Origin of the sequence: Clostridium paridis, assembly GCF_016765615.1 — a bacterium.
Classification (GTDB): domain Bacteria; phylum Bacillota; class Clostridia; order Clostridiales; family Clostridiaceae; genus Clostridium_T; species Clostridium_T paridis.
Genome location: NZ_JAESWA010000022.1, coordinates 847,718 through 865,301 on the forward strand (window position 1 = coordinate 847,718; position 17,584 = coordinate 865,301).

The window sequence follows — 17,584 nt, forward strand, 5'->3', positions numbered from 1 at the left end:
TTTCATCTTTCGAGTCACTTAAATATTATTTTATAGTGTTTTCCCTCATCAATTATATATTAAGCAAACTATTTACACATCATATATGCCTATTTGTCTAACGTGCTTTGTATGATTCCATTCCTTATTGTTCTTTCTTAAGATTCCCTGAATAGTTATTGGTATCCAAGTTAATGTGTATATAGCATATAAAAGATATCTAAAGAAAATAAAGAATCCTTTTTTACCGAAAAATACATAAGCTAAAAGTAAAAATGTTAATGTATAAAGTGCATGAGTTCCAGTTATAATATATATGTTTTGAATATCTCCTAATAAAAGTGGATAAACAAATGAGTTCAATGAATATAATGCAAACAATACGAACAAACTATTAGTTATCTTCTTATCCTTAAGTATTACATATGGAGTAATTAAGAATTGTACAATTACAAATCCCTTCCATCCCCAATCACTAAAAAGATAACTTATTGAATATAAATGCACTCCTGTAGTATTTACTTGTACAAAGGTTATTAAAGCTGATATACCAAGTAATAATACTGTAAAGGGTTGAACTACATACAACGCGCAATCGAAAGCTCTAATATCCCTATCCTTAATCGCTTTTTTAAGAAGCTTAAAGAAAAATCTTGAAGCTACATCCGCAAAGCCCTGCATCCATCTTCTACGTTGTACCCATGATTGCTTTAAAGTTAAAGGCTTTTCATCATAAATTATGGCATCATGTGCCCAGCCTACTCTCTCTCCATTTAAAATAAGCTTGCAGCTGAATTCTAAATCTTCTGTTAAGCAGGTTGCTCCCCAACCAAGTTTCTTTAACATTTCTACATCTATTGCAAAACCTGTTCCACCTATTTGATTTGATAATCCAAGGTTTGTTCTTGCCAATTGATAAAGTCTATTTTGTGACCAGAAAGCAATGGAATATGCTGATGCAATCCATGAATCTTCAGGGTTTTTAGAGTCTAGATATCCTTGAACAACTTTATACCCATCATTCATTTTTGCATTAATTTCTTTTAAGAAATCTTTTGCAATTACGTTATCTGCATCAAATACTGAAATGGCATCATAATTTTCTTCCATCTTATATAATTTTGCAAACATCCATTCAAGAGCGTAACCTTTACCTCTTTTTTCCTTGTCATTTCTCTCAAAAACCTTAACTCCATGTTTTCTTGATATTTGTGCTGTCTTGTCAGTACAGTTATCCGCAATAACAAAAATATCATATAACTCTTTGGGATAATCAAGTTTCTTTAAACTCTCTAATAAATTCCCTATTACCACTTCTTCATTATGAGCGGCAACGATTAAGGCATACTTTCTGTTTGCTTCATAATTCTTATTTTCCTTTTTTCTAAAAAATCCAAATAACGATATTATTAGATAATACGCAGTTATACTAAACACAAAAATTTGGAATACAGCTGTTGCAGCAAAAATGTAATTCCCCATTTTATCCACTCCTAAATAATATTTAAATCCTTAGTCTATTTTTCTATTCACACTAAGCAATTATAACTAAATTTATACGCTTTAATTAACGCACCTTTATTACTATATTTCAACTTAGTAAAAAAATCAAGTACAGTGTTAGTTGAAATAGAATAATTATTGGCACTCCAATAACAAATTTTAAGTGTTTTGTTTTGTGTCTAAACACTTGCATTCCAAGAAAAACTCCAATGCTTCCACCTAATAAAGCCAATAGAAATAAAGTTTTTTCTTTAGTTCTCCATTTATGTTTTCTTGCCGCACTCTTATCCTTAAATACTATAAAAAATCCTAAAATGTTTATAGCAATTAAGTAACCAATTACCAATTCTCTCAAATTATTGATTCCTTTCATATATAACCTTGATTATATAAAATTAGTTTGTCCTAAAAACAACTTACTATTCACATAGCATATCAAAATCTATAATATATTTCTATATTCTTTAATGGATTTTAAGAATTTATTAATTATTGCATCCTCAGTACTTATTACTATATCCTTAGTTTTATCTAGAGATATAAGTCCACCTGCCATTTCTTTATGTCCTCCGCCATTTCCTATTCCACTCAATGCATTATTTACGATTTTTCCTGCATCAAGCTCGTCCATTTCATTTCTTATAGAAAACTTATAATCTTTTTCTCTTTTACTATAAACAACTGCAAAATCTATTTCTTTAATAGATAACATGAAATCAGATATGCAAGCTAATAAGGAATCTGTACAATTTGCTCCTGCATCTGCAAAACCTATTCCTTCAAAAACTCTAATGCTCTCAATTGCATTAGAGTAAGCTGCTATTTCCTTAATCTCTAAATTATTTCTTAATATTTTATTTAATATATTAATATTTGCTTTTTTGTATAAAAAGCAATAATATTCTATATCTTTTTCTGAAGCTCCTCTACTAAGATCCAAAGTATCCATCTTAATACCATATAATAATGCTGTAGCTACATTTATATCCATTTCTACATTATTTTCAAAATAATATTCTGCTATAATTGAAGAACAGGCTCCATATTCATCTCTTATATCTTCAAAAATATACTTTTCTTCCACAAAGATTGGGTGATGATCAATACATGCTACGTTTTCACAGGAGATATCTGAAACATTTTTGTTGTTTTTCTGAGCATCAACTACGATAATTACCATATCTTTATTTAGGTTATCTATAGTATTAATATATTCAATATTTATATTTAATAGTTCTATCATCTTTTTTGTTGAATATCTCTCTATTTCTCCAGTACAATAAAAAGTTGCCTCAATTCCTTTAGATTTCAATAACTTCTTTAATGCAAACGATGAAGCTATTGCATCTGGATCCGGATTATTATGAGTTTGTATAAAAACCTCTTTATTTTTTAATTTCTCAATTAGTTTATTTAATTTACTCATTTTCCCCTCATATATCAATAAAGTATATTTTAAATATATTATATCATGCTTTTCCCATAAATTTTTCATAGACTTGCAAGACTTTTAAGTAATTTTATTGGTGAAAACTGAAAAAAGCTCCAAAACTTAATTTTACAATTAAATTTGAAGCTCAAACTTTCATAGTTTTTTATAAAAAGCCCTATAGTTACGCATTTAAATTTATATGACAATAACCACCTGGATTCTTTTTTAAATATTTTTGATGATATTCCTCTGCATCATAAAAGCATTTTAAGTCTTTTATTTCAGTTACTATTGGCTTATCATATTTTTCTTGTTCTTTATCTCTATAACTTTGGATCTCATCAAGATCACTTTTATCAATGTAATATATACCAGTTCTATATTGATGCCCTATATCAGGCCCCTGTCTGTTTTCTACTGTGGGTTCAATTATCCCAAAAAATTTCTCCAAAAGATTATTTAGGGAAAGTACCTTTTCATCGTATCTTACATAGCAGGCTTCAGCATGACCTGTTGTACCTGTGCAAACCTCTTCATATGTTGGATTTTCTTTTATTCCATTTGCATATCCAACCTTGGTTTCTTTAACTCCTTCAATCCTCGAAATGTATTCTTCAACTCCCCAAAAACATCCACCAGCTAAAACTATTTCTTTCAAACTTATCACCTCGTTAACATATTCTTTTTTTTATATTATGATATATATAAGTTACTTTGTAAATAATAAACTATATTGATTCTGGTAGGTGATTTTATGAATATTGGATATGCATGTATTTCATTAACTACAAATGCAAGAACAAACAGAAAATTGCTATTAAAAAATTATTCTAATGATGCCCTAAGATTAATAATAAAAGAGAATCTCTCTGATTTAATGAAAATTTTAATTAATAATAAAAAGAATAAAATTTTTCTTTATAGAATTTCCTCTGATATTATTCCTCTTGCTAGTCATGAAATTAATACTTTTCCATGGCAAGAAGTATTCAAGGATGAACTCTTAGAAATTGGTACATATATCAAAGAAAACAATATGAGGGTATCAATGCATCCTGGTCAGTATACGGTTATTAATTCACCTAAAGAAGAAGTTATAAAAAATTCTATTGCAGAACTTGAATATCACACAGATTTTCTTAATGCCTTGGGAGTAGATTACACAAATAAAATAGTGCTACATATTGGGGGCGTTTATGGTGACAAAACTTCTGCAAAAGAGAGATTTATATCAAATTTTAGAAGTTTATCAGATTCAACAAAGCAAAGACTTGTAATTGAAAATGATGAAAAAAATTTTTCGCTTGAGGATGTTTTAGATATTTCTTATAAGATTGAAGTACCTGTTATTTATGATAACTTGCATAATTATTGCTATGGTAGTAACAATCTCACTCATAAAGAAATATACAAACTAGTATCAAAAACTTGGAAATGTAAAGATGGAAATATGAAAGTTCATTATTCAGAACAGGATAAAAATAAGAAAAAAGGATCTCATTCACAAACAATTAATCTTAAACTATTTTTAGATTATTTTAATGAGGTTAAAGAATTTAATCCTGATATAATGCTTGAAGTTAAGGATAAAGATATTTCTAGTATTAAAATAATTAACGCTCTAAATGAGCTAAGTGGTATCCCTGCTTCAAAATCATTGATTTATGATGAATGGGCAAAATATAAATATTTAATTATGGCATACAACTATGATTTTTATAAAGAATGTAAGAATATTATTAAAAATAATTCTGGAATAGTTGAACTATATAATAAAATAGATTCTTGTACACAGAATCCTTTACTGGATGGAAATTTAGTTAACACCCTTGAGCATATATGGGGATACTTTAAAACTTCAGCTACTTCCCAAGAAAAAAAACATTTTTTCAAACTATTGTCAGAAAAAAATTTAATCAAATGTAAAGATTATTTATATAAGCTTTCTTATAAATACCATGAGGATTATCTATTAAATTCGTATTTTTTTAAAGAATTATAATGTTAACCAAACATCATTATTAGCATAAATTAATTAATAAAATTTTATTTTTATTTTCAAATTGACAATTTTTAATATACATTATAAAATAATCAATATAATAGAATATTAAGCGATGAAAAAGAAAAGTAACAATATTTATTCTTTTAGAGAGGTTGTGTTCGGTGTAAACAACTAGATTGATATTGTAAAAGGAGCTTTGGAGCATTAAATTTTTAAAGATGGGCTATTGCCAAAAAGGGTGGAACCGCGGATTTTTTCGTCCCTTTGTTGGCAAGGCTTTTTTTTATATATAATTTTAGAAGGAGTGGATAAAATGAAAGCAATATTAACAGTAATAGGTAAAGATAAGGTGGGCATTATAGCTGGTATAAGTAGTGAACTTCAAGCGTTAGAAATCAATATCCTTGACGTTACTCAAACTATTATGCAAGGATATTTTACAATGATCATGATGCTAGATTTAGAAAAAACCACTAAGAATTTTGAAGAAGTTAAGAACAGTTTACTAAAAAAAGGTGAATCTTTAGGAGTAGAAGTTAAAATTCAAAGAGAAGAAATATTTAATTCTATGCACACACTATAGGGTTTTAAGTTCAACTATTAACTTATTCATGCCTGATATCAAACAAGTATAAGTTAAGTTTCCTATAAAAAACCCTAAATAATATGGAGGTATCATATGAACGCAAATAATATATTAGAAACCATAAAAATGATAGAAGAAGAAAAATTAGATATTAGAACTATTACCATGGGTATTTCTCTTTTGGATTGTATCGACTCTGATGGAGATAAAGCTAGAGCGAAAATATATGATAAAATCACAAAATCTGCTGAAAACTTAGTTAAGGTAGGAGAACAAATTGAAAGTGAATTTGGTATTCCAATAGTAAATAAGAGAGTTTCAGTTACTCCAATCTCTTTAATTGGTGGTGCTACAAATGAAACTAGTTATGTAAAATTTGCCGAAACCTTAGATAAAGCTGCTGCATCTTTAGGAATTGATTTTCTAGGCGGATTTTCTGCTCTTGTACATAAAGGATATACAAAAGGAGATAAGATTTTAATTAACTCTATTCCTGAAGCATTAGCAACAACAAACAAAGTATGCTCTTCTGTTAATGTTGGTTCTACAAGATGCGGCATTAATATGGATGCAGTTAAAGAAATGGGAGAAATAATTAAAAGAACTGCTGAACTTACAAAAGATACTCAAGGGCTAGGTTGTGCTAAACTTGTAGTCTTTGCGAATGCAGTTGAAGATAATCCATTTATGGCTGGTGCTTTCCATGGTGTTGGTGAAGCTGAACGCATCATAAATGTTGGAGTAAGTGGACCTGGAGTTGTTAAAAGAGCTCTAGAGAAAGTTAAAGGAGGTAGCTTTGATTTAGTTGCTGAAACTGTAAAGAAAACTGCTTTCAAAATCACTAGAATGGGACAATTAGTTGCTTTAGAAGCATCTGATAGATTAGGAGTACCTTTCGGAATTGTGGACCTTTCTCTTGCACCAACTCCTGCAGTTGGTGACTCTGTTGCTCATATCCTTGAAGAGATGGGATTAGAAGTAGTAGGAACCCATGGTACTACTGCTGCTCTTGCTCTATTAAATGATGCAGTAAAAAAAGGTGGAGTAATGGCTTGTGGCCATGTAGGAGGCCTAAGCGGAGCTTTCATACCAGTTTCTGAAGATGCAGGAATGATAGATGCAGTGCTAAATGGCTCATTAAACTTAGAAAAACTTGAGGCAATGACTGCAATCTGCTCTGTTGGGCTAGATATGATTGCAATTCCTGGTGATGCTTCTGCATCTACAATTTCAGCTATGATTGCTGATGAGGCTGCTATTGGTGTAATAAATAATAAAACAACTGCAGTAAGAATAATTCCTGCACCTGGTACTAAAGTTGGTGACATGGTGGAATTTGGAGGATTACTAGGTAGAGCTCCAGTAATGACTATTAACAAATACTCTTCTTTTGATTTTATTCAAAGAGGCGGAAGAATTCCTGCACCAATTCATTCATTTAAAAATTAGTGATATTTTAGATAAAAATAGCGATAGCATATTACTATCGCTATTTTTTTATCTAATAATCCCACTAAACTTGTTCTTTCCTAACATACTTGTTTTATGTATAATATATATAATGCAAAAATTATATATATTAATTAAAATCCTTGCATTTTTATGCATATAAATTTAATTGGGGGTGAAAGCATGCCGTTAAAAATTCCTAGTGATTTGCCTGCTTTCAATATCTTAAGAGATGAAAATATTTTTGTAATGAGTAATTTAAGAGCTGAAACACAACAAATTAGGCCTCTTAAAATTGCTATTTTCAATCTAATGCCTACAAAGATTTCAACTGAAAATCAGTTACTTAGGCATTTAGCAAATACTCCACTACAAGTAGAAATTAAATTAATCCAAACTAAAACATACACCTCGTCTCACACGTCTTCACAGCACTTAGATAAGTTTTATAATTATTTCGAAGATATAAAAGACGAAAAATTTGATGGATTAATTATTACAGGCGCTCCTATTGAGCATCTTTCTTTCGAAGAAGTGGATTATTGGGATGAACTTACAGAAATAATGGAATGGAGCAAACACAATGTTTACTCTACTCTTCATATTTGTTGGGGGGCACAAGCAGGACTATATTATCATTATGGTATTCCAAAGTACAAGCTTAAAGAAAAAATGTTTGGAGTTTTTCCACATAAAACCTGCGTTAAAAACCACGAATTATTGCGTGGTGTAGACGACATCTTTTATGCTCCTCATTCAAGACATACTGAGGTATTAAGAGAAGATATTGAAAAGGTTTATGATTTGCAAATATTAGCTGAATCTGATGAGGCTGGAGTCTTTATAGTAACTTCAAAGTCCGGAAGAGATGTTTTTATTACTGGTCATTTAGAGTATGATAGAACTACCTTGCAAGATGAATACGAAAGAGATTTATCTAAAGGTCTTAATATCAAAATACCAGAAAACTATTTTCCTCATAATGATCCATCCAAAACACCTTATGTAACTTGGAGATCAGGTGCTAATATTATATTCTCAAATTGGCTAAATTATTTTGTTTATCAAAATACGCCTTATAATTTAAATGAATTAGACTAATAAAATATACAAAAAAAAATAACTCAGCATCTGCTGAGTTATTTCTATTTAACTAAATTTAAAATTACTGTATTTATCGCAAATAGAGCCATTGCTATTGCTGTTAATTTTGCCAACATAGCTTCTTTTGTTCTACCTTTATTTTTAGCAAAAAAGGTTTCACTTCTTCCTTGAATTAATCCACTTAATCCATCAGTTTTACCTGGTTGAAGCATTACAGAAATTATTACTGCCAATCCTAATATTGTCTCTAATATTATTAATGCTGTTTTCATCCCTAACCTCCTGATTACAACTTAATACTAAGCTATACTATTCCCAATACTTCAAAACTTAGTATAAAACACCTTTTAATATGATATCATATTTAGTAAGTTATTACAATAAGTTTATTATTTATACTTAAATTAAGTATAATATAATTAAGCCTATATCTTATTAGTGTTATAAGATATAGGCTTTAATATTTCTAGTTAATATCTATTGCTTTTTAATATTGAAGAAAGCATCTATTCCTCTATATTCTGCAACATCTCCTAATTCTTCTTCTATTCTAAGTAATTGATTATACTTAGCAACTCTTTCAGATCTGCAAGGTGCACCTGTCTTAATTTGGCCTGCATTTACAGCTACAACTAAATCAGCAATAGTAGTGTCTTCTGTTTCACCACTTCTATGAGATACAACAGCTGTATAGCCTGCTCTATTAGCCATTTCAATAGCATTAAGTGTTTCTGTTAATGTACCAATTTGGTTAAGTTTTATAAGAATTGAGTTTGCAACTCCCTTTTGAATTCCAGTATTTAATCTACTTGTATTTGTAACAAATAAATCATCACCAACTAATTGAATTTTTCCACCTAATCTATCAGTAAGTATCTTCCAACCTTCCCAATCTTCTTCTGCAACACCATCTTCTATTGATATTATTGGATATTTTTCAACCCAATTTGCATAGAACTCAACTAACTCTGCTGCAGTTAATGATTTTCCTTCATGTTTTAATTCATACTTACCATCTTTATAGAATTCTGAAGATGCAGCATCAATTGCAATAAATACATCTTTACCTGCCTCATATCCTGCCTTTTGTATCGCTTCTAATATTACTGTAATTGCTTCTTCATTACTCTTAAGATTTGGAGCAAATCCACCTTCATCGCCAACTCCAGTTGAGTAATTTTTTTCATTTAAAGTTGCCTTTAATGCATGATATACTTCTGAAGAAATTCTTACAGCATCACTAAATGTTGCTGCTCCAACAGGCATAATCATAAATTCTTGTAAATCAACTGAGTTATCAGCATGGGAACCTCCATTGATTATGTTCATCATAGGAACTGGAAGAACTTTTGCATTTACTCCTCCTATATATTGATAAAGTGAAAGTCCTAAATAATTAGATGCTGCTTGAGCTACAGCAAGTGAAACTCCTAGTATTGCATTAGCGCCTAACTTACCTTTATTTTCTGTACCATCTAATTGAATTAATACCTTATCAATATAAGTTTGATCAAAAACATTCATTCCAATTAATTCTGTAGCTATTTCTTCATTTACATTTTCAACTGCTTTAAGTACTCCTTTTCCATTGTATAGTGCTTTTTCACCATCTCTTAATTCAACAGCTTCATAAATTCCTGTTGAAGCTCCTGATGGAACTGCAGCTCTACCAGTAGTTCCATCCTCTAGTACTACCTCTACCTCAACTGTTGGAAAACTTCTTGAGTCTAATATTTGTCTTCCTATTACGTCAACAATTTCTACATATTGTTTCATTAATTATACCCTCCTTATAAAATAACTAGCCTTATTATTATTTCTAGATAATCAATTAATAATACTAGTTTTTAGTTTTACTTAGTTTATGTAACCTAAAATTTACTTGTGCTATTATTATTTTCCTTTTCTATTTACATTATACTCCATTTATTTGATAATTTCAACCATTTGATAATAATTATCACTTATTCATTGATTATTTATCATCTATTTCATTTAATAGCTTCTGTATAAACCTTAATTCATTACCTTTTTGAAAAAAATATATTCTTGAGGTAACTAAAATTCCACCTATAGTTCCTGCAATGATATCACCCATTGTATCTATTAAACTATATCTTTGAGAGTCCAATCCGAAAAGCTGATCAGTTATAAACTCATAAATTTCCCATACTCCTGCCATAGATATTGAAAAAAACAATGAAAATAATACACCTAATAGTGGATTCAATCTTTTTCTATCTATTTCTCTGGTAAGTTTATAGAAAATTAAGTAACCAATATAGGCTAAAATCATTCCAGAAATCAAATGTAAAAACTTATCCCAATAATAAAATGTTTTATAGAACCCACATACTTTACCTAAAAACATAGCTAAGAAAATAAAAATAACTATTAAATTATATATAGTTTTGGGCAATTTAAATCTGCTTTTCTGTAAAAGAAACCAGCTACTTAATAACACTGCAAATGCAAATAGAGTATTACCAATCTTATTTTGGTAACTAAAAAAAACTTCAACAATAATAGCTATCCCTAATAATGCTATAAAAATACTTGTTAGATTAAATAACTTATTGTTACCACTTTTCCTCAATATAACCACATCCAAAAATTAAACTCACAGTCTATAATATACGCCTTGCATAATATTAATATCCATATGAGTAAAATTTTTAGTAGAGTATAATTTTCTTAAGCCTATTATTGAAAACTTCTTTTATATATATTTAACAATTCTTCGTAAGTAATCTCTTCAGGGTGATTTGCTAACTTCCCTTTATTTTCAATCATTCCTCTAGCATATTCCTCAATTTCTACATCAGTTAGATTTATTTGAACTTTTGTAAGCTTTCTTAATATTTCTTCAAACTTTTCATAGCTATCAATTCCTAATATCTTATGGATTTTATCAACCTTTTCTCTGTACTTAAATACTCTTAAGTATTCCACGTACAACACTCCATTTGCTAGTCCATGAGGTAGATCTTTATTGTAGGTAAGTGCATATCCCATTCCATGAGGTAATGATGTCCCTGTCTGTGCAATGAGTATTCCACCTAACGTCGACGCAAACATTAGCTTTTCTCTAATCTTTATATCTAAATTTCCTGAAAGCAAAGAATCAATGCATTCTCCCCATATTTTCATGCCAGTTTCTGCAATTGCATCTGTTAAAATATTTGCATTTTTATTTAGATATCCTTCAACCAAATGTGAAAATGCATCTACAGCAGTGTTTACTGTTATTTTTAATGGAGTCTCTAAAGTATATCTTGGGTCTAAGAATGATATTATCGGAAATATGCTCTGTCCATAATTCTTTTTTGTTTTTTCTTTATGAAGAGTAACTATAGCATACTGTGTAACTTCGCTGCCAGTGCCAGAAGTTGTTGGTACTGCAACTATATCCACAGATTTAAGGTTTGGTTTTAAAAATACGTCTTCCCCACATATTGAGGTGTTTTTAACTAATATTCCTATTACCTTAGAAGAATCCAGCGGAGATCCTCCTCCTATACCTATTATAAAATCAATTTTTTCTTTTCTTCCTAGTTCTCCTGCTTTTTCAATGGTTTCTAAGGAAGGATTCTCCTCAATCTCATCAAAAATAATATATCCAATTGAAGCTCTGTTTAATGCTTCTTGAACATCTTGTAAAGAGCCATTTTTCTTAGATGATCCCCTACCTGTAACTATCAAAGCCTTTTTACCTAGCTTTATAAACTCCTTATAATTTTCTTGGATTATATTTTCCCCTGAAAATATCTTAGTCGGCATATAAAAACTGTTCATTCAGAATTCTCCTTTGCTATTTATTAGTTATAGTATATAACAAAGGCAGATTCCTTAGAATCCGCCTTTAAAGCTATTATGGTAGTTCATTACCTGCTGCTCTATAAATTTCATACCATTCTTCTCTTGTTAATGAAACATCCGAAGCGGTGCATATATCTTTTAATCTATCTTTATTAGTTGTTCCAACAATTGTTTGAATTTTTGCTGGATGTCTTAAAATCCACGCAACTGCAAGTGCTGAAGTTGATATATTCTTTTCTGCTGAAATCCTATCTAGCACTTTATTTAGTTCAGGGAACTTATCATTATTTAAGAAAACTCCTTCAAAGAATCCATATTGGAATGGTGACCAAGCTTGAATTGTAATATCCTTTAATCTAGAATACTCAAGAACACTTCCATCACGATCTATTGCTCCTGGGAATTTTGTATTTACATTAATTCCAGAATCAATCATTCCAGTGTTAGTAATGCTAAGTTGTAATTGGTTTATTATAAGTTTATGCTCTGTATATTTTTGAAGTAATTCTATTTGCATAGGGTTATGGTTACTTACACCAAAGCTTTTTACTTTTCCACTCTTGTATAATTCATTAAAAGCTTCTGCTACTTCTTCTGGCTCCATTAATGTATCTGGTCTATGAAGTAATAATGTATCAACATAATCAGTTTTTAGACGTTTTAAACTTGCATCTACTGATGATAAAATATGTTCCTTGGAGAAATCATAAAATCCTTTTCTAATACTGCACTTTGTTTGAATTTTAATTTTGTCTCTAAGAGCTGGAGTAAGTGCATCACCAAAAAGTTCTTCACTCTTTCCTCCTCCATAAATATCTGCATGGTCAAAGAAATCAATTCCACATTCAACAGCAGTATTAATAAGGTCTTTAACTTCGTCTACTGAAAATTTATTTATTCTCATACATCCTAATACTATTTCTGACGCCATAAGTCCGCTATTACCCAAATTAATTTGTTTCATTTTATTACCCTCCAAATTTTACTTATATTATTTATTATTTTCTTAATACATTATATATCGATTACAGTTGTATCTTTATATCACCTCCCTAAAGTTCTCATAAATTCTAAAATAGTGATATAATTTTACAATTTATTAATGATACTAGCATTATAAGCTGCTCCAAATCCATTGTCGATATTAACTACACTAACACCGCTGGCACAACTATTTAGCATTGATAAAAGTGCCGAAAGCCCACCAAAGTTTGCTCCATAACCAACACTTGTTGGAACTGCAATGACTGGTTTGTTTACAAGACCGCCTATTACACTAGCTAGAGCCCCTTCCATTCCAGCAATTACTATTACTACTTTTGCACCTCTAATTATATCTAATCTGGAAAAAAGTCTATGAATCCCTGCAACTCCTACATCAGTAATTTTCTCCACTCTATTTCCAAGTATCTTAGCCGTTTCCATAGCCTCTTCAACTACAGGTAAATCTGATGTTCCTGCTGAAACTATAGCAATATAACTATCTGTAACATCCTGTTTCTTTTTTCTAATAGTTATTGTTCTTCCTAGAGAGTTATACTCAGCATCATTATATAGTTCTTTAACTGCTAAATACATTTCATATGAAGCTCTAGTTCCTAATATGTTGTTATCTTTTGTTAGCATAAACTTTACTATGTCTCTTACTTGTTCTACAGTTTTTCCCTCGCAATAGATGACTTCTGGATAGCCTACCCTAAGTTCTCTATGATTATCTATCTTTGCAAAGCCTAACTCCTTAAATGGTAAGTCCTCTAGCTTTCCTAGTGCCTCATCAATATCTATTTTATTATTTTTTACTGATTCCAATAATTCCTTTATATCTTCTTTATTCATTACCATTCTCCTGAAGCATTTTATTAACTTCTTTATAAACTTTTTCTATTGGTATGTTATTTTCTATTGCTATATTTCTGCAATCTTCGTATTCCGCCTTATACTTAACTAATTCTCCTTTATAGAAAGAGCTTTTAATAGCTACCTCTCCATATTTAGTTTTAACTTTAGAAAATTCTCTGCTTAGCATTATTTTTTCAACTTTATATTTTCTTACTCCTATGGATGTACTTTCTTTAAAAATTACATCTAGCACTTCTTTTTCACAATTATTGTTAACTAATATACTTAACTTTATAGCTGGTCTTCCCTTTTTCATAAATATAGGTGTTTTATAAACATCTAAAGCTCCTTTTTCAAAAAGCTTTTCCTCAATATATCCATATAATTCTGGATTCATATCATCAATATTTGTTTCTATAATGTACTGTTCCTGTATTTCTTCACGCTCTTCCTTTACACCTAAATAAACTCTCAATATATTTGGTATATCTAAGTCTCTATGTCCGATTCCATACCCAATTTTCTCTACTGAAAAATCTATTTTATCAGTAAATTCTTTAACGTTTGCTGATAAAATTGCTGCTCCAGTTGGAGTAGTTGTTTCAAATTGGACTATTCCCGTATTCATCGGAATATTTTTAAATATTTCTGCTGTTGCCGGTGCAGGTACTGGCATTAAACCATGTGCGCATTTTACAAATCCACCACCAACTTGAACAGTAGATGCCATTATTTTATCTACTTTTAAATAGTCTATAGCTATGGCTGCTCCTACAATATCTACTATTGAATCAGTAGCCCCTACCTCGTGAAAATGCACTTCATCAAGAGATTTTCCATGAACTTTAGCTTCAGCTGCCGCTACTTTCATAAACATTTCTATACTCATTTTTTTAATATTATCCTCTAGAGTACTAGAGTTTATTATTTCTTCAATATCTTTTAAATTTCTATGCTGGTGTTCATGGGCTATTTTATTAATATGTTCATGATTGTGAGCATGTGTATGCCCATGTTCGTGAATATGGCTGTGATTATGCTCTTCTTCGGTGTGTTCATGATGTGTATGTTCATTTTTAAGTATTACATCAACTCTTGTTCCTGTTATTCCTTTTTTTGCCGAAGTTTCAAATTTTATTTCATACTCTGAATCCAATCCTAATTTTGAAATCTCTTTAATTAAATATTCTCTTGGGACTCCTAAATCTATCAAAGCGGCTAAATTCATATCCCCGCTTATTCCGCAAAAACAATCATAGTATAATACTCTCATATTTATCTCTCCATCACTTTCTCTTTTAAAGATTTATATACGGTTTTAAGGTTCCTATAAAAACCCTAGATTATGTTATATTCCTTTAAAAATTCTTCATCCTCTATAATGTTACAATATTTATCATCTCTTATAATTTTATGATTCTCTGAAAATACAATTGCTCTTTCAAACATTCCATCAACATATTGAAAGTCGTGAGTTGCACAAATTATTGTTTTTCCACTCTTATTTAGTGCAATCAATAAATCCCTTAGGAACCTTTTACCTTTTGGATCTATTCCACTCATAGGCTCATCTAATGTTAATATTTCTGGATTTAAGGCCAATACACTTGCAATTGCAACTCTTTTTTTCTCTCCACCGCTTAAATTATATGGGTGCTCATCTTTTATTTTTTCTATATTAAGCATTTTGAGACAATCATTAACTCTCTTATTAATTTCATCTTCTCTTAATCCCATTTGAATAGGACCAAAGGCTATCTCCTCAAATACTGTTGAGCAAAAAAGCTGAGTATCTGAATTTTGAAAAACAAAACCAACTCTTTTATGAAATAACTTCAAAAATTTATTATCTTTCAGTTTATTTTCATTAATTTCAGTTCCATCAAAAATATACTTACCTTCACTTGGAGATATAATTCCATTCAATAACTTCAAAAAAGTTGATTTCCCACTTCCATTAGGGCCTATTATCGCTATTGATTCTCCTTCTTTTATATGAATGTTAATATCCTCAAGAGCTTGTTTACTTTTGTAAGTAAATGAAGCTTGCTCTAGTTTTATCATTTATTAATCTCCTTAACTTGTTATAAATTGAAATATAAAAACAGTAAATAATAATATATTTATTATTATATAGATATAATCAAATTTTCCCAAGTTAAATTTTATAGGTGTGTTATATTCTCCTATGAAGCCTCTGCATTCCATAGCATAAGACATTTCTTCACTCATCTTATAGGATTTAAGAAATAAGTTTCCAATAATTTTTGAAATGGAATTATATTTATCATTATTAATTCCAACTGATCTAAGTTTAAATGCATATAGTAAATTAATTGAATACTCACCTAGAAGTACAATATATTTAATTGTTATCTCCAAAATCCATATAAATATATCTGGTATAAATAATAATTTTAATGACTTGCTAATTTCACTCCATTTAGTATTATGAGACAGTAAATTCGTTATGATTATTGTTGTTACAATCTTTTGACAAAGCAATAAACTATTATATATATTTCCATATAACATAGATGGTATTAATGCGACTAATGTTATGAATGGGAAAACTATACTTGATAGTAATATTCTTTTTCTTTCTTTACTATCCATAAAAAATAGAGTTATTAATATATATAAGTCAAATATAGATAAAAATATAAAACTTCTTGTTATTGATATCAAAACTACACTTAATATTGAGGCAATAACCTTAACGGTAGGATTTATTGAGTATATTATTTCATCCTTATTCTTATTTTGTCTTATTATAGCTATAATCCTAATTAATGAGAAAATACTTTTTTCTATATATGAATTTTTTTCATCTTTTGGCACGTAACTATCTTTTACTAAAAGCCATTCTTCTATCATTCTTCACCTTTCGTGTGTCTTCTTAAATTTATTTTTGAAATAATCTTAAACAGAATTACGATTAGTATTACCCCAGCTAAGGCTGATAATATATACCCTATATTTTCTTTTATTCCACTTATACCATAGCCTTGCATTGGTGCATTAAAATTAACTCCTTGTTCCATCCCTTTTGGTGTAAAACCAAGTGTCTTGCTTATCTCACTTGTATCCCATTCTCCCCAAGCAGTTCCAGATGCCAATAATCCTAAAGGGGTTGCTAAAATAATCACTAAAGCTATTACAAATATCCCTTTTATCTTACTAACACTCCCTTTGTATATTACTTCTGGAGAAACCTTCCTTACATAACTATACACTCCAGCTGTAATTATTCCTTCCAAAACCCCAACCACTAATAAATGAGGAATAGTCATAGCTGGTATAGAAACATTTAATCCATAGGGACTATATAATGGCAATCCGTTTCCATCCTTAAACAAAAGTGGCTGTATTCCAAATTCTATTGCGGCAAATAAAGCTGCAACATTAACTGATATATATCCACTAGCAAGAGCTCCAATATACTCCGCTTTCTTTCCTGGAATTACTTTTTTTATAAAACTAAAAATATAATATGCTGTAAAAGGCATTATAAATGCCATATTAAAACAGTTTACCCCTAGTGCCAGTACTCCTCCATCACCAAAGAACAATGCTTGGATTACAAGTGAAATAGTGACGGCAATTACTGCACTATATGGTCCAAGTAATATAGCTGCCAATGCTCCACCAACTGCATGTCCAGTTGTTCCACCTGGTAGAGGTATATTAAACATCATAGTCAAAAATGAGAACGCTGCTGAAATCCCAAGTAAAGGCATTTTTTGTCTTGTTACTTCTTTTTTAATCTTAATGCTAGCCCTTCTCCATATTGGAATCATTGCTGCACCAAATGTAGCACAAGTTGATGGACTTAAATAATTATCTGGTATATGCACTAATGAACACT

The 17,584-nt window shown here is 29.9% G+C and carries 18 protein-coding genes and 1 other annotated feature; of the genes, 4 read left to right on the plus strand and 14 right to left on the minus strand.

Annotated features, from left to right (window positions below):
• Window positions 1-72 precede the first annotated feature (72 nt).
• The 4 genes from JK634_RS11930 to msrA form a co-directional block, all read right to left on the minus strand.
• A complete protein-coding gene (locus tag JK634_RS11930) occupies window positions 73-1,461 on the minus strand; it encodes a glycosyltransferase family 2 protein (protein ID WP_202767866.1) in 1,389 nt (462 codons plus the stop codon).
• A 109-nt stretch (window positions 1,462-1,570) separates the two neighbouring features.
• A complete protein-coding gene (locus JK634_RS11935; RefSeq protein ID WP_202767867.1) occupies window positions 1,571-1,855 on the minus strand; it encodes a DUF1294 domain-containing protein in 285 nt (94 codons plus the stop codon).
• Between the two features lie 69 nt (window positions 1,856-1,924).
• Window positions 1,925-2,908 (minus strand): DHH family phosphoesterase, encoded by a 984-nt coding sequence (locus JK634_RS11940; RefSeq protein ID WP_202767868.1) that lies wholly within the window; start codon window positions 2,906-2,908, stop codon window positions 1,925-1,927.
• Between the two features lie 187 nt (window positions 2,909-3,095).
• Window positions 3,096-3,572, minus strand: a complete 477-nt coding sequence (gene msrA / locus JK634_RS11945) for a peptide-methionine (S)-S-oxide reductase MsrA (RefSeq protein WP_202767869.1) — start codon at window positions 3,570-3,572, stop codon at window positions 3,096-3,098.
• A gap of 96 nt (window positions 3,573-3,668) precedes the next feature.
• Here msrA and uvsE point away from each other — a divergent pair, with 96 nt between their 5' ends.
• The 4 genes from uvsE (at window position 3,669) to metA (ending at window position 8,055) form a co-directional block, all read left to right on the plus strand.
• Complete coding sequence (gene uvsE / locus JK634_RS11950; RefSeq protein ID WP_202767870.1) at window positions 3,669-4,916, plus strand: UV DNA damage repair endonuclease UvsE; 1,248 nt, start codon at window positions 3,669-3,671, stop codon at window positions 4,914-4,916.
• 106 nt (window positions 4,917-5,022) lie between these two features.
• Window positions 5,023-5,186 (plus strand) — a binding site (T-box leader).
• A 46-nt stretch (window positions 5,187-5,232) separates the two neighbouring features.
• Entirely contained in the window at window positions 5,233-5,502 is a 270-nt protein-coding gene (locus JK634_RS11955; protein WP_202767871.1) for an ACT domain-containing protein, read from the plus strand.
• A gap of 96 nt (window positions 5,503-5,598) precedes the next feature.
• Window positions 5,599-6,954, plus strand: a complete 1,356-nt coding sequence (locus JK634_RS11960) for a PFL family protein (RefSeq protein WP_202767872.1) — start codon at window positions 5,599-5,601, stop codon at window positions 6,952-6,954.
• 183 nt (window positions 6,955-7,137) lie between these two features.
• Entirely contained in the window at window positions 7,138-8,055 is a 918-nt protein-coding gene (metA, locus tag JK634_RS11965; RefSeq protein ID WP_202767873.1) for a homoserine O-acetyltransferase MetA, read from the plus strand.
• Window positions 8,056-8,099: 44 nt separating this feature from the next.
• Here metA and secG read toward each other — a convergent pair whose 3' ends face one another.
• From secG to cbiM, 10 genes are all read right to left on the minus strand, one after another.
• Window positions 8,100-8,330 (minus strand): preprotein translocase subunit SecG, encoded by a 231-nt coding sequence (gene secG / locus JK634_RS11970; RefSeq protein WP_202767874.1) that lies wholly within the window; start codon window positions 8,328-8,330, stop codon window positions 8,100-8,102.
• A gap of 205 nt (window positions 8,331-8,535) precedes the next feature.
• Window positions 8,536-9,834, minus strand: a complete 1,299-nt coding sequence (gene eno, locus JK634_RS11975) for a phosphopyruvate hydratase (RefSeq protein WP_202767875.1) — start codon at window positions 9,832-9,834, stop codon at window positions 8,536-8,538.
• Between the two features lie 199 nt (window positions 9,835-10,033).
• The gene (locus JK634_RS11980; RefSeq protein ID WP_202767876.1) at window positions 10,034-10,654 is read right to left on the minus strand and encodes a DUF2238 domain-containing protein; all 621 of its coding nucleotides are present in this window, start codon (window positions 10,652-10,654) and stop codon (window positions 10,034-10,036) included.
• Between the two features lie 107 nt (window positions 10,655-10,761).
• Window positions 10,762-11,853 carry an iron-containing alcohol dehydrogenase family protein gene (locus tag JK634_RS11985; RefSeq protein ID WP_202767877.1) on the minus strand — a complete coding sequence of 364 codons (1,092 nt, stop codon included), beginning with the start codon at window positions 11,851-11,853 and terminating at the stop codon, window positions 10,762-10,764.
• A 76-nt stretch (window positions 11,854-11,929) separates the two neighbouring features.
• Window positions 11,930-12,841: an aldo/keto reductase gene (locus tag JK634_RS11990; RefSeq protein ID WP_202767878.1), complete on the minus strand. Its 912-nt coding sequence runs from the start codon at window positions 12,839-12,841 to the stop codon at window positions 11,930-11,932.
• A gap of 125 nt (window positions 12,842-12,966) precedes the next feature.
• Window positions 12,967-13,713, minus strand: a complete 747-nt coding sequence (larB, locus tag JK634_RS11995) for a nickel pincer cofactor biosynthesis protein LarB (protein WP_202767879.1) — start codon at window positions 13,711-13,713, stop codon at window positions 12,967-12,969.
• A complete protein-coding gene (gene larC / locus JK634_RS12000) occupies window positions 13,706-14,989 on the minus strand; it encodes a nickel pincer cofactor biosynthesis protein LarC (RefSeq protein WP_202767880.1) in 1,284 nt (427 codons plus the stop codon). The genes larB and larC overlap by 8 nt, the downstream gene beginning before the upstream one ends.
• A gap of 65 nt (window positions 14,990-15,054) precedes the next feature.
• Window positions 15,055-15,780 carry an energy-coupling factor ABC transporter ATP-binding protein gene (locus JK634_RS12005; RefSeq protein ID WP_202767881.1) on the minus strand — a complete coding sequence of 242 codons (726 nt, stop codon included), beginning with the start codon at window positions 15,778-15,780 and terminating at the stop codon, window positions 15,055-15,057.
• A gap of 12 nt (window positions 15,781-15,792) precedes the next feature.
• Window positions 15,793-16,593 carry an energy-coupling factor transporter transmembrane component T gene (locus JK634_RS12010; RefSeq protein ID WP_202767882.1) on the minus strand — a complete coding sequence of 267 codons (801 nt, stop codon included), beginning with the start codon at window positions 16,591-16,593 and terminating at the stop codon, window positions 15,793-15,795.
• Complete coding sequence (gene cbiM / locus JK634_RS12015; protein WP_202767883.1) at window positions 16,590-17,573, minus strand: cobalt transporter CbiM; 984 nt, start codon at window positions 17,571-17,573, stop codon at window positions 16,590-16,592. The genes JK634_RS12010 and cbiM overlap by 4 nt, the downstream gene beginning before the upstream one ends.
• Window positions 17,574-17,584: the final 11 nt, after the last annotated feature.

Coding starts and splice junctions, on each gene's coding strand:
- JK634_RS11930 (WP_202767866.1), bottom strand. CDS start 1,461: ATGGGGAATTACATTTTTGCTGCAACAGCTGTATTCCAAATTTTTGTG.
- JK634_RS11935 (WP_202767867.1), bottom strand. CDS start 1,855: ATGAAAGGAATCAATAATTTGAGAGAATTGGTAATTGGTTACTTAATT.
- JK634_RS11940 (WP_202767868.1), bottom strand. CDS start 2,908: ATGAGTAAATTAAATAAACTAATTGAGAAATTAAAAAATAAAGAGGTT.
- uvsE (WP_202767870.1), top strand. CDS start 3,669: ATGAATATTGGATATGCATGTATTTCATTAACTACAAATGCAAGAACA.
- JK634_RS11955 (WP_202767871.1), top strand. CDS start 5,233: ATGAAAGCAATATTAACAGTAATAGGTAAAGATAAGGTGGGCATTATA.
- JK634_RS11960 (WP_202767872.1), top strand. CDS start 5,599: ATGAACGCAAATAATATATTAGAAACCATAAAAATGATAGAAGAAGAA.
- metA (WP_202767873.1), top strand. CDS start 7,138: ATGCCGTTAAAAATTCCTAGTGATTTGCCTGCTTTCAATATCTTAAGA.
- secG (WP_202767874.1), bottom strand. CDS start 8,330: ATGAAAACAGCATTAATAATATTAGAGACAATATTAGGATTGGCAGTA.
- eno (WP_202767875.1), bottom strand. CDS start 9,834: ATGAAACAATATGTAGAAATTGTTGACGTAATAGGAAGACAAATATTA.
- JK634_RS11985 (WP_202767877.1), bottom strand. CDS start 11,853: ATGAACAGTTTTTATATGCCGACTAAGATATTTTCAGGGGAAAATATA.
- JK634_RS11990 (WP_202767878.1), bottom strand. CDS start 12,841: ATGAAACAAATTAATTTGGGTAATAGCGGACTTATGGCGTCAGAAATA.
- larB (WP_202767879.1), bottom strand. CDS start 13,713: ATGAATAAAGAAGATATAAAGGAATTATTGGAATCAGTAAAAAATAAT.
- larC (WP_202767880.1), bottom strand. CDS start 14,989: ATGAGAGTATTATACTATGATTGTTTTTGCGGAATAAGCGGGGATATG.
- JK634_RS12005 (WP_202767881.1), bottom strand. CDS start 15,780: ATGATAAAACTAGAGCAAGCTTCATTTACTTACAAAAGTAAACAAGCT.
- JK634_RS12010 (WP_202767882.1), bottom strand. CDS start 16,593: ATGATAGAAGAATGGCTTTTAGTAAAAGATAGTTACGTGCCAAAAGAT.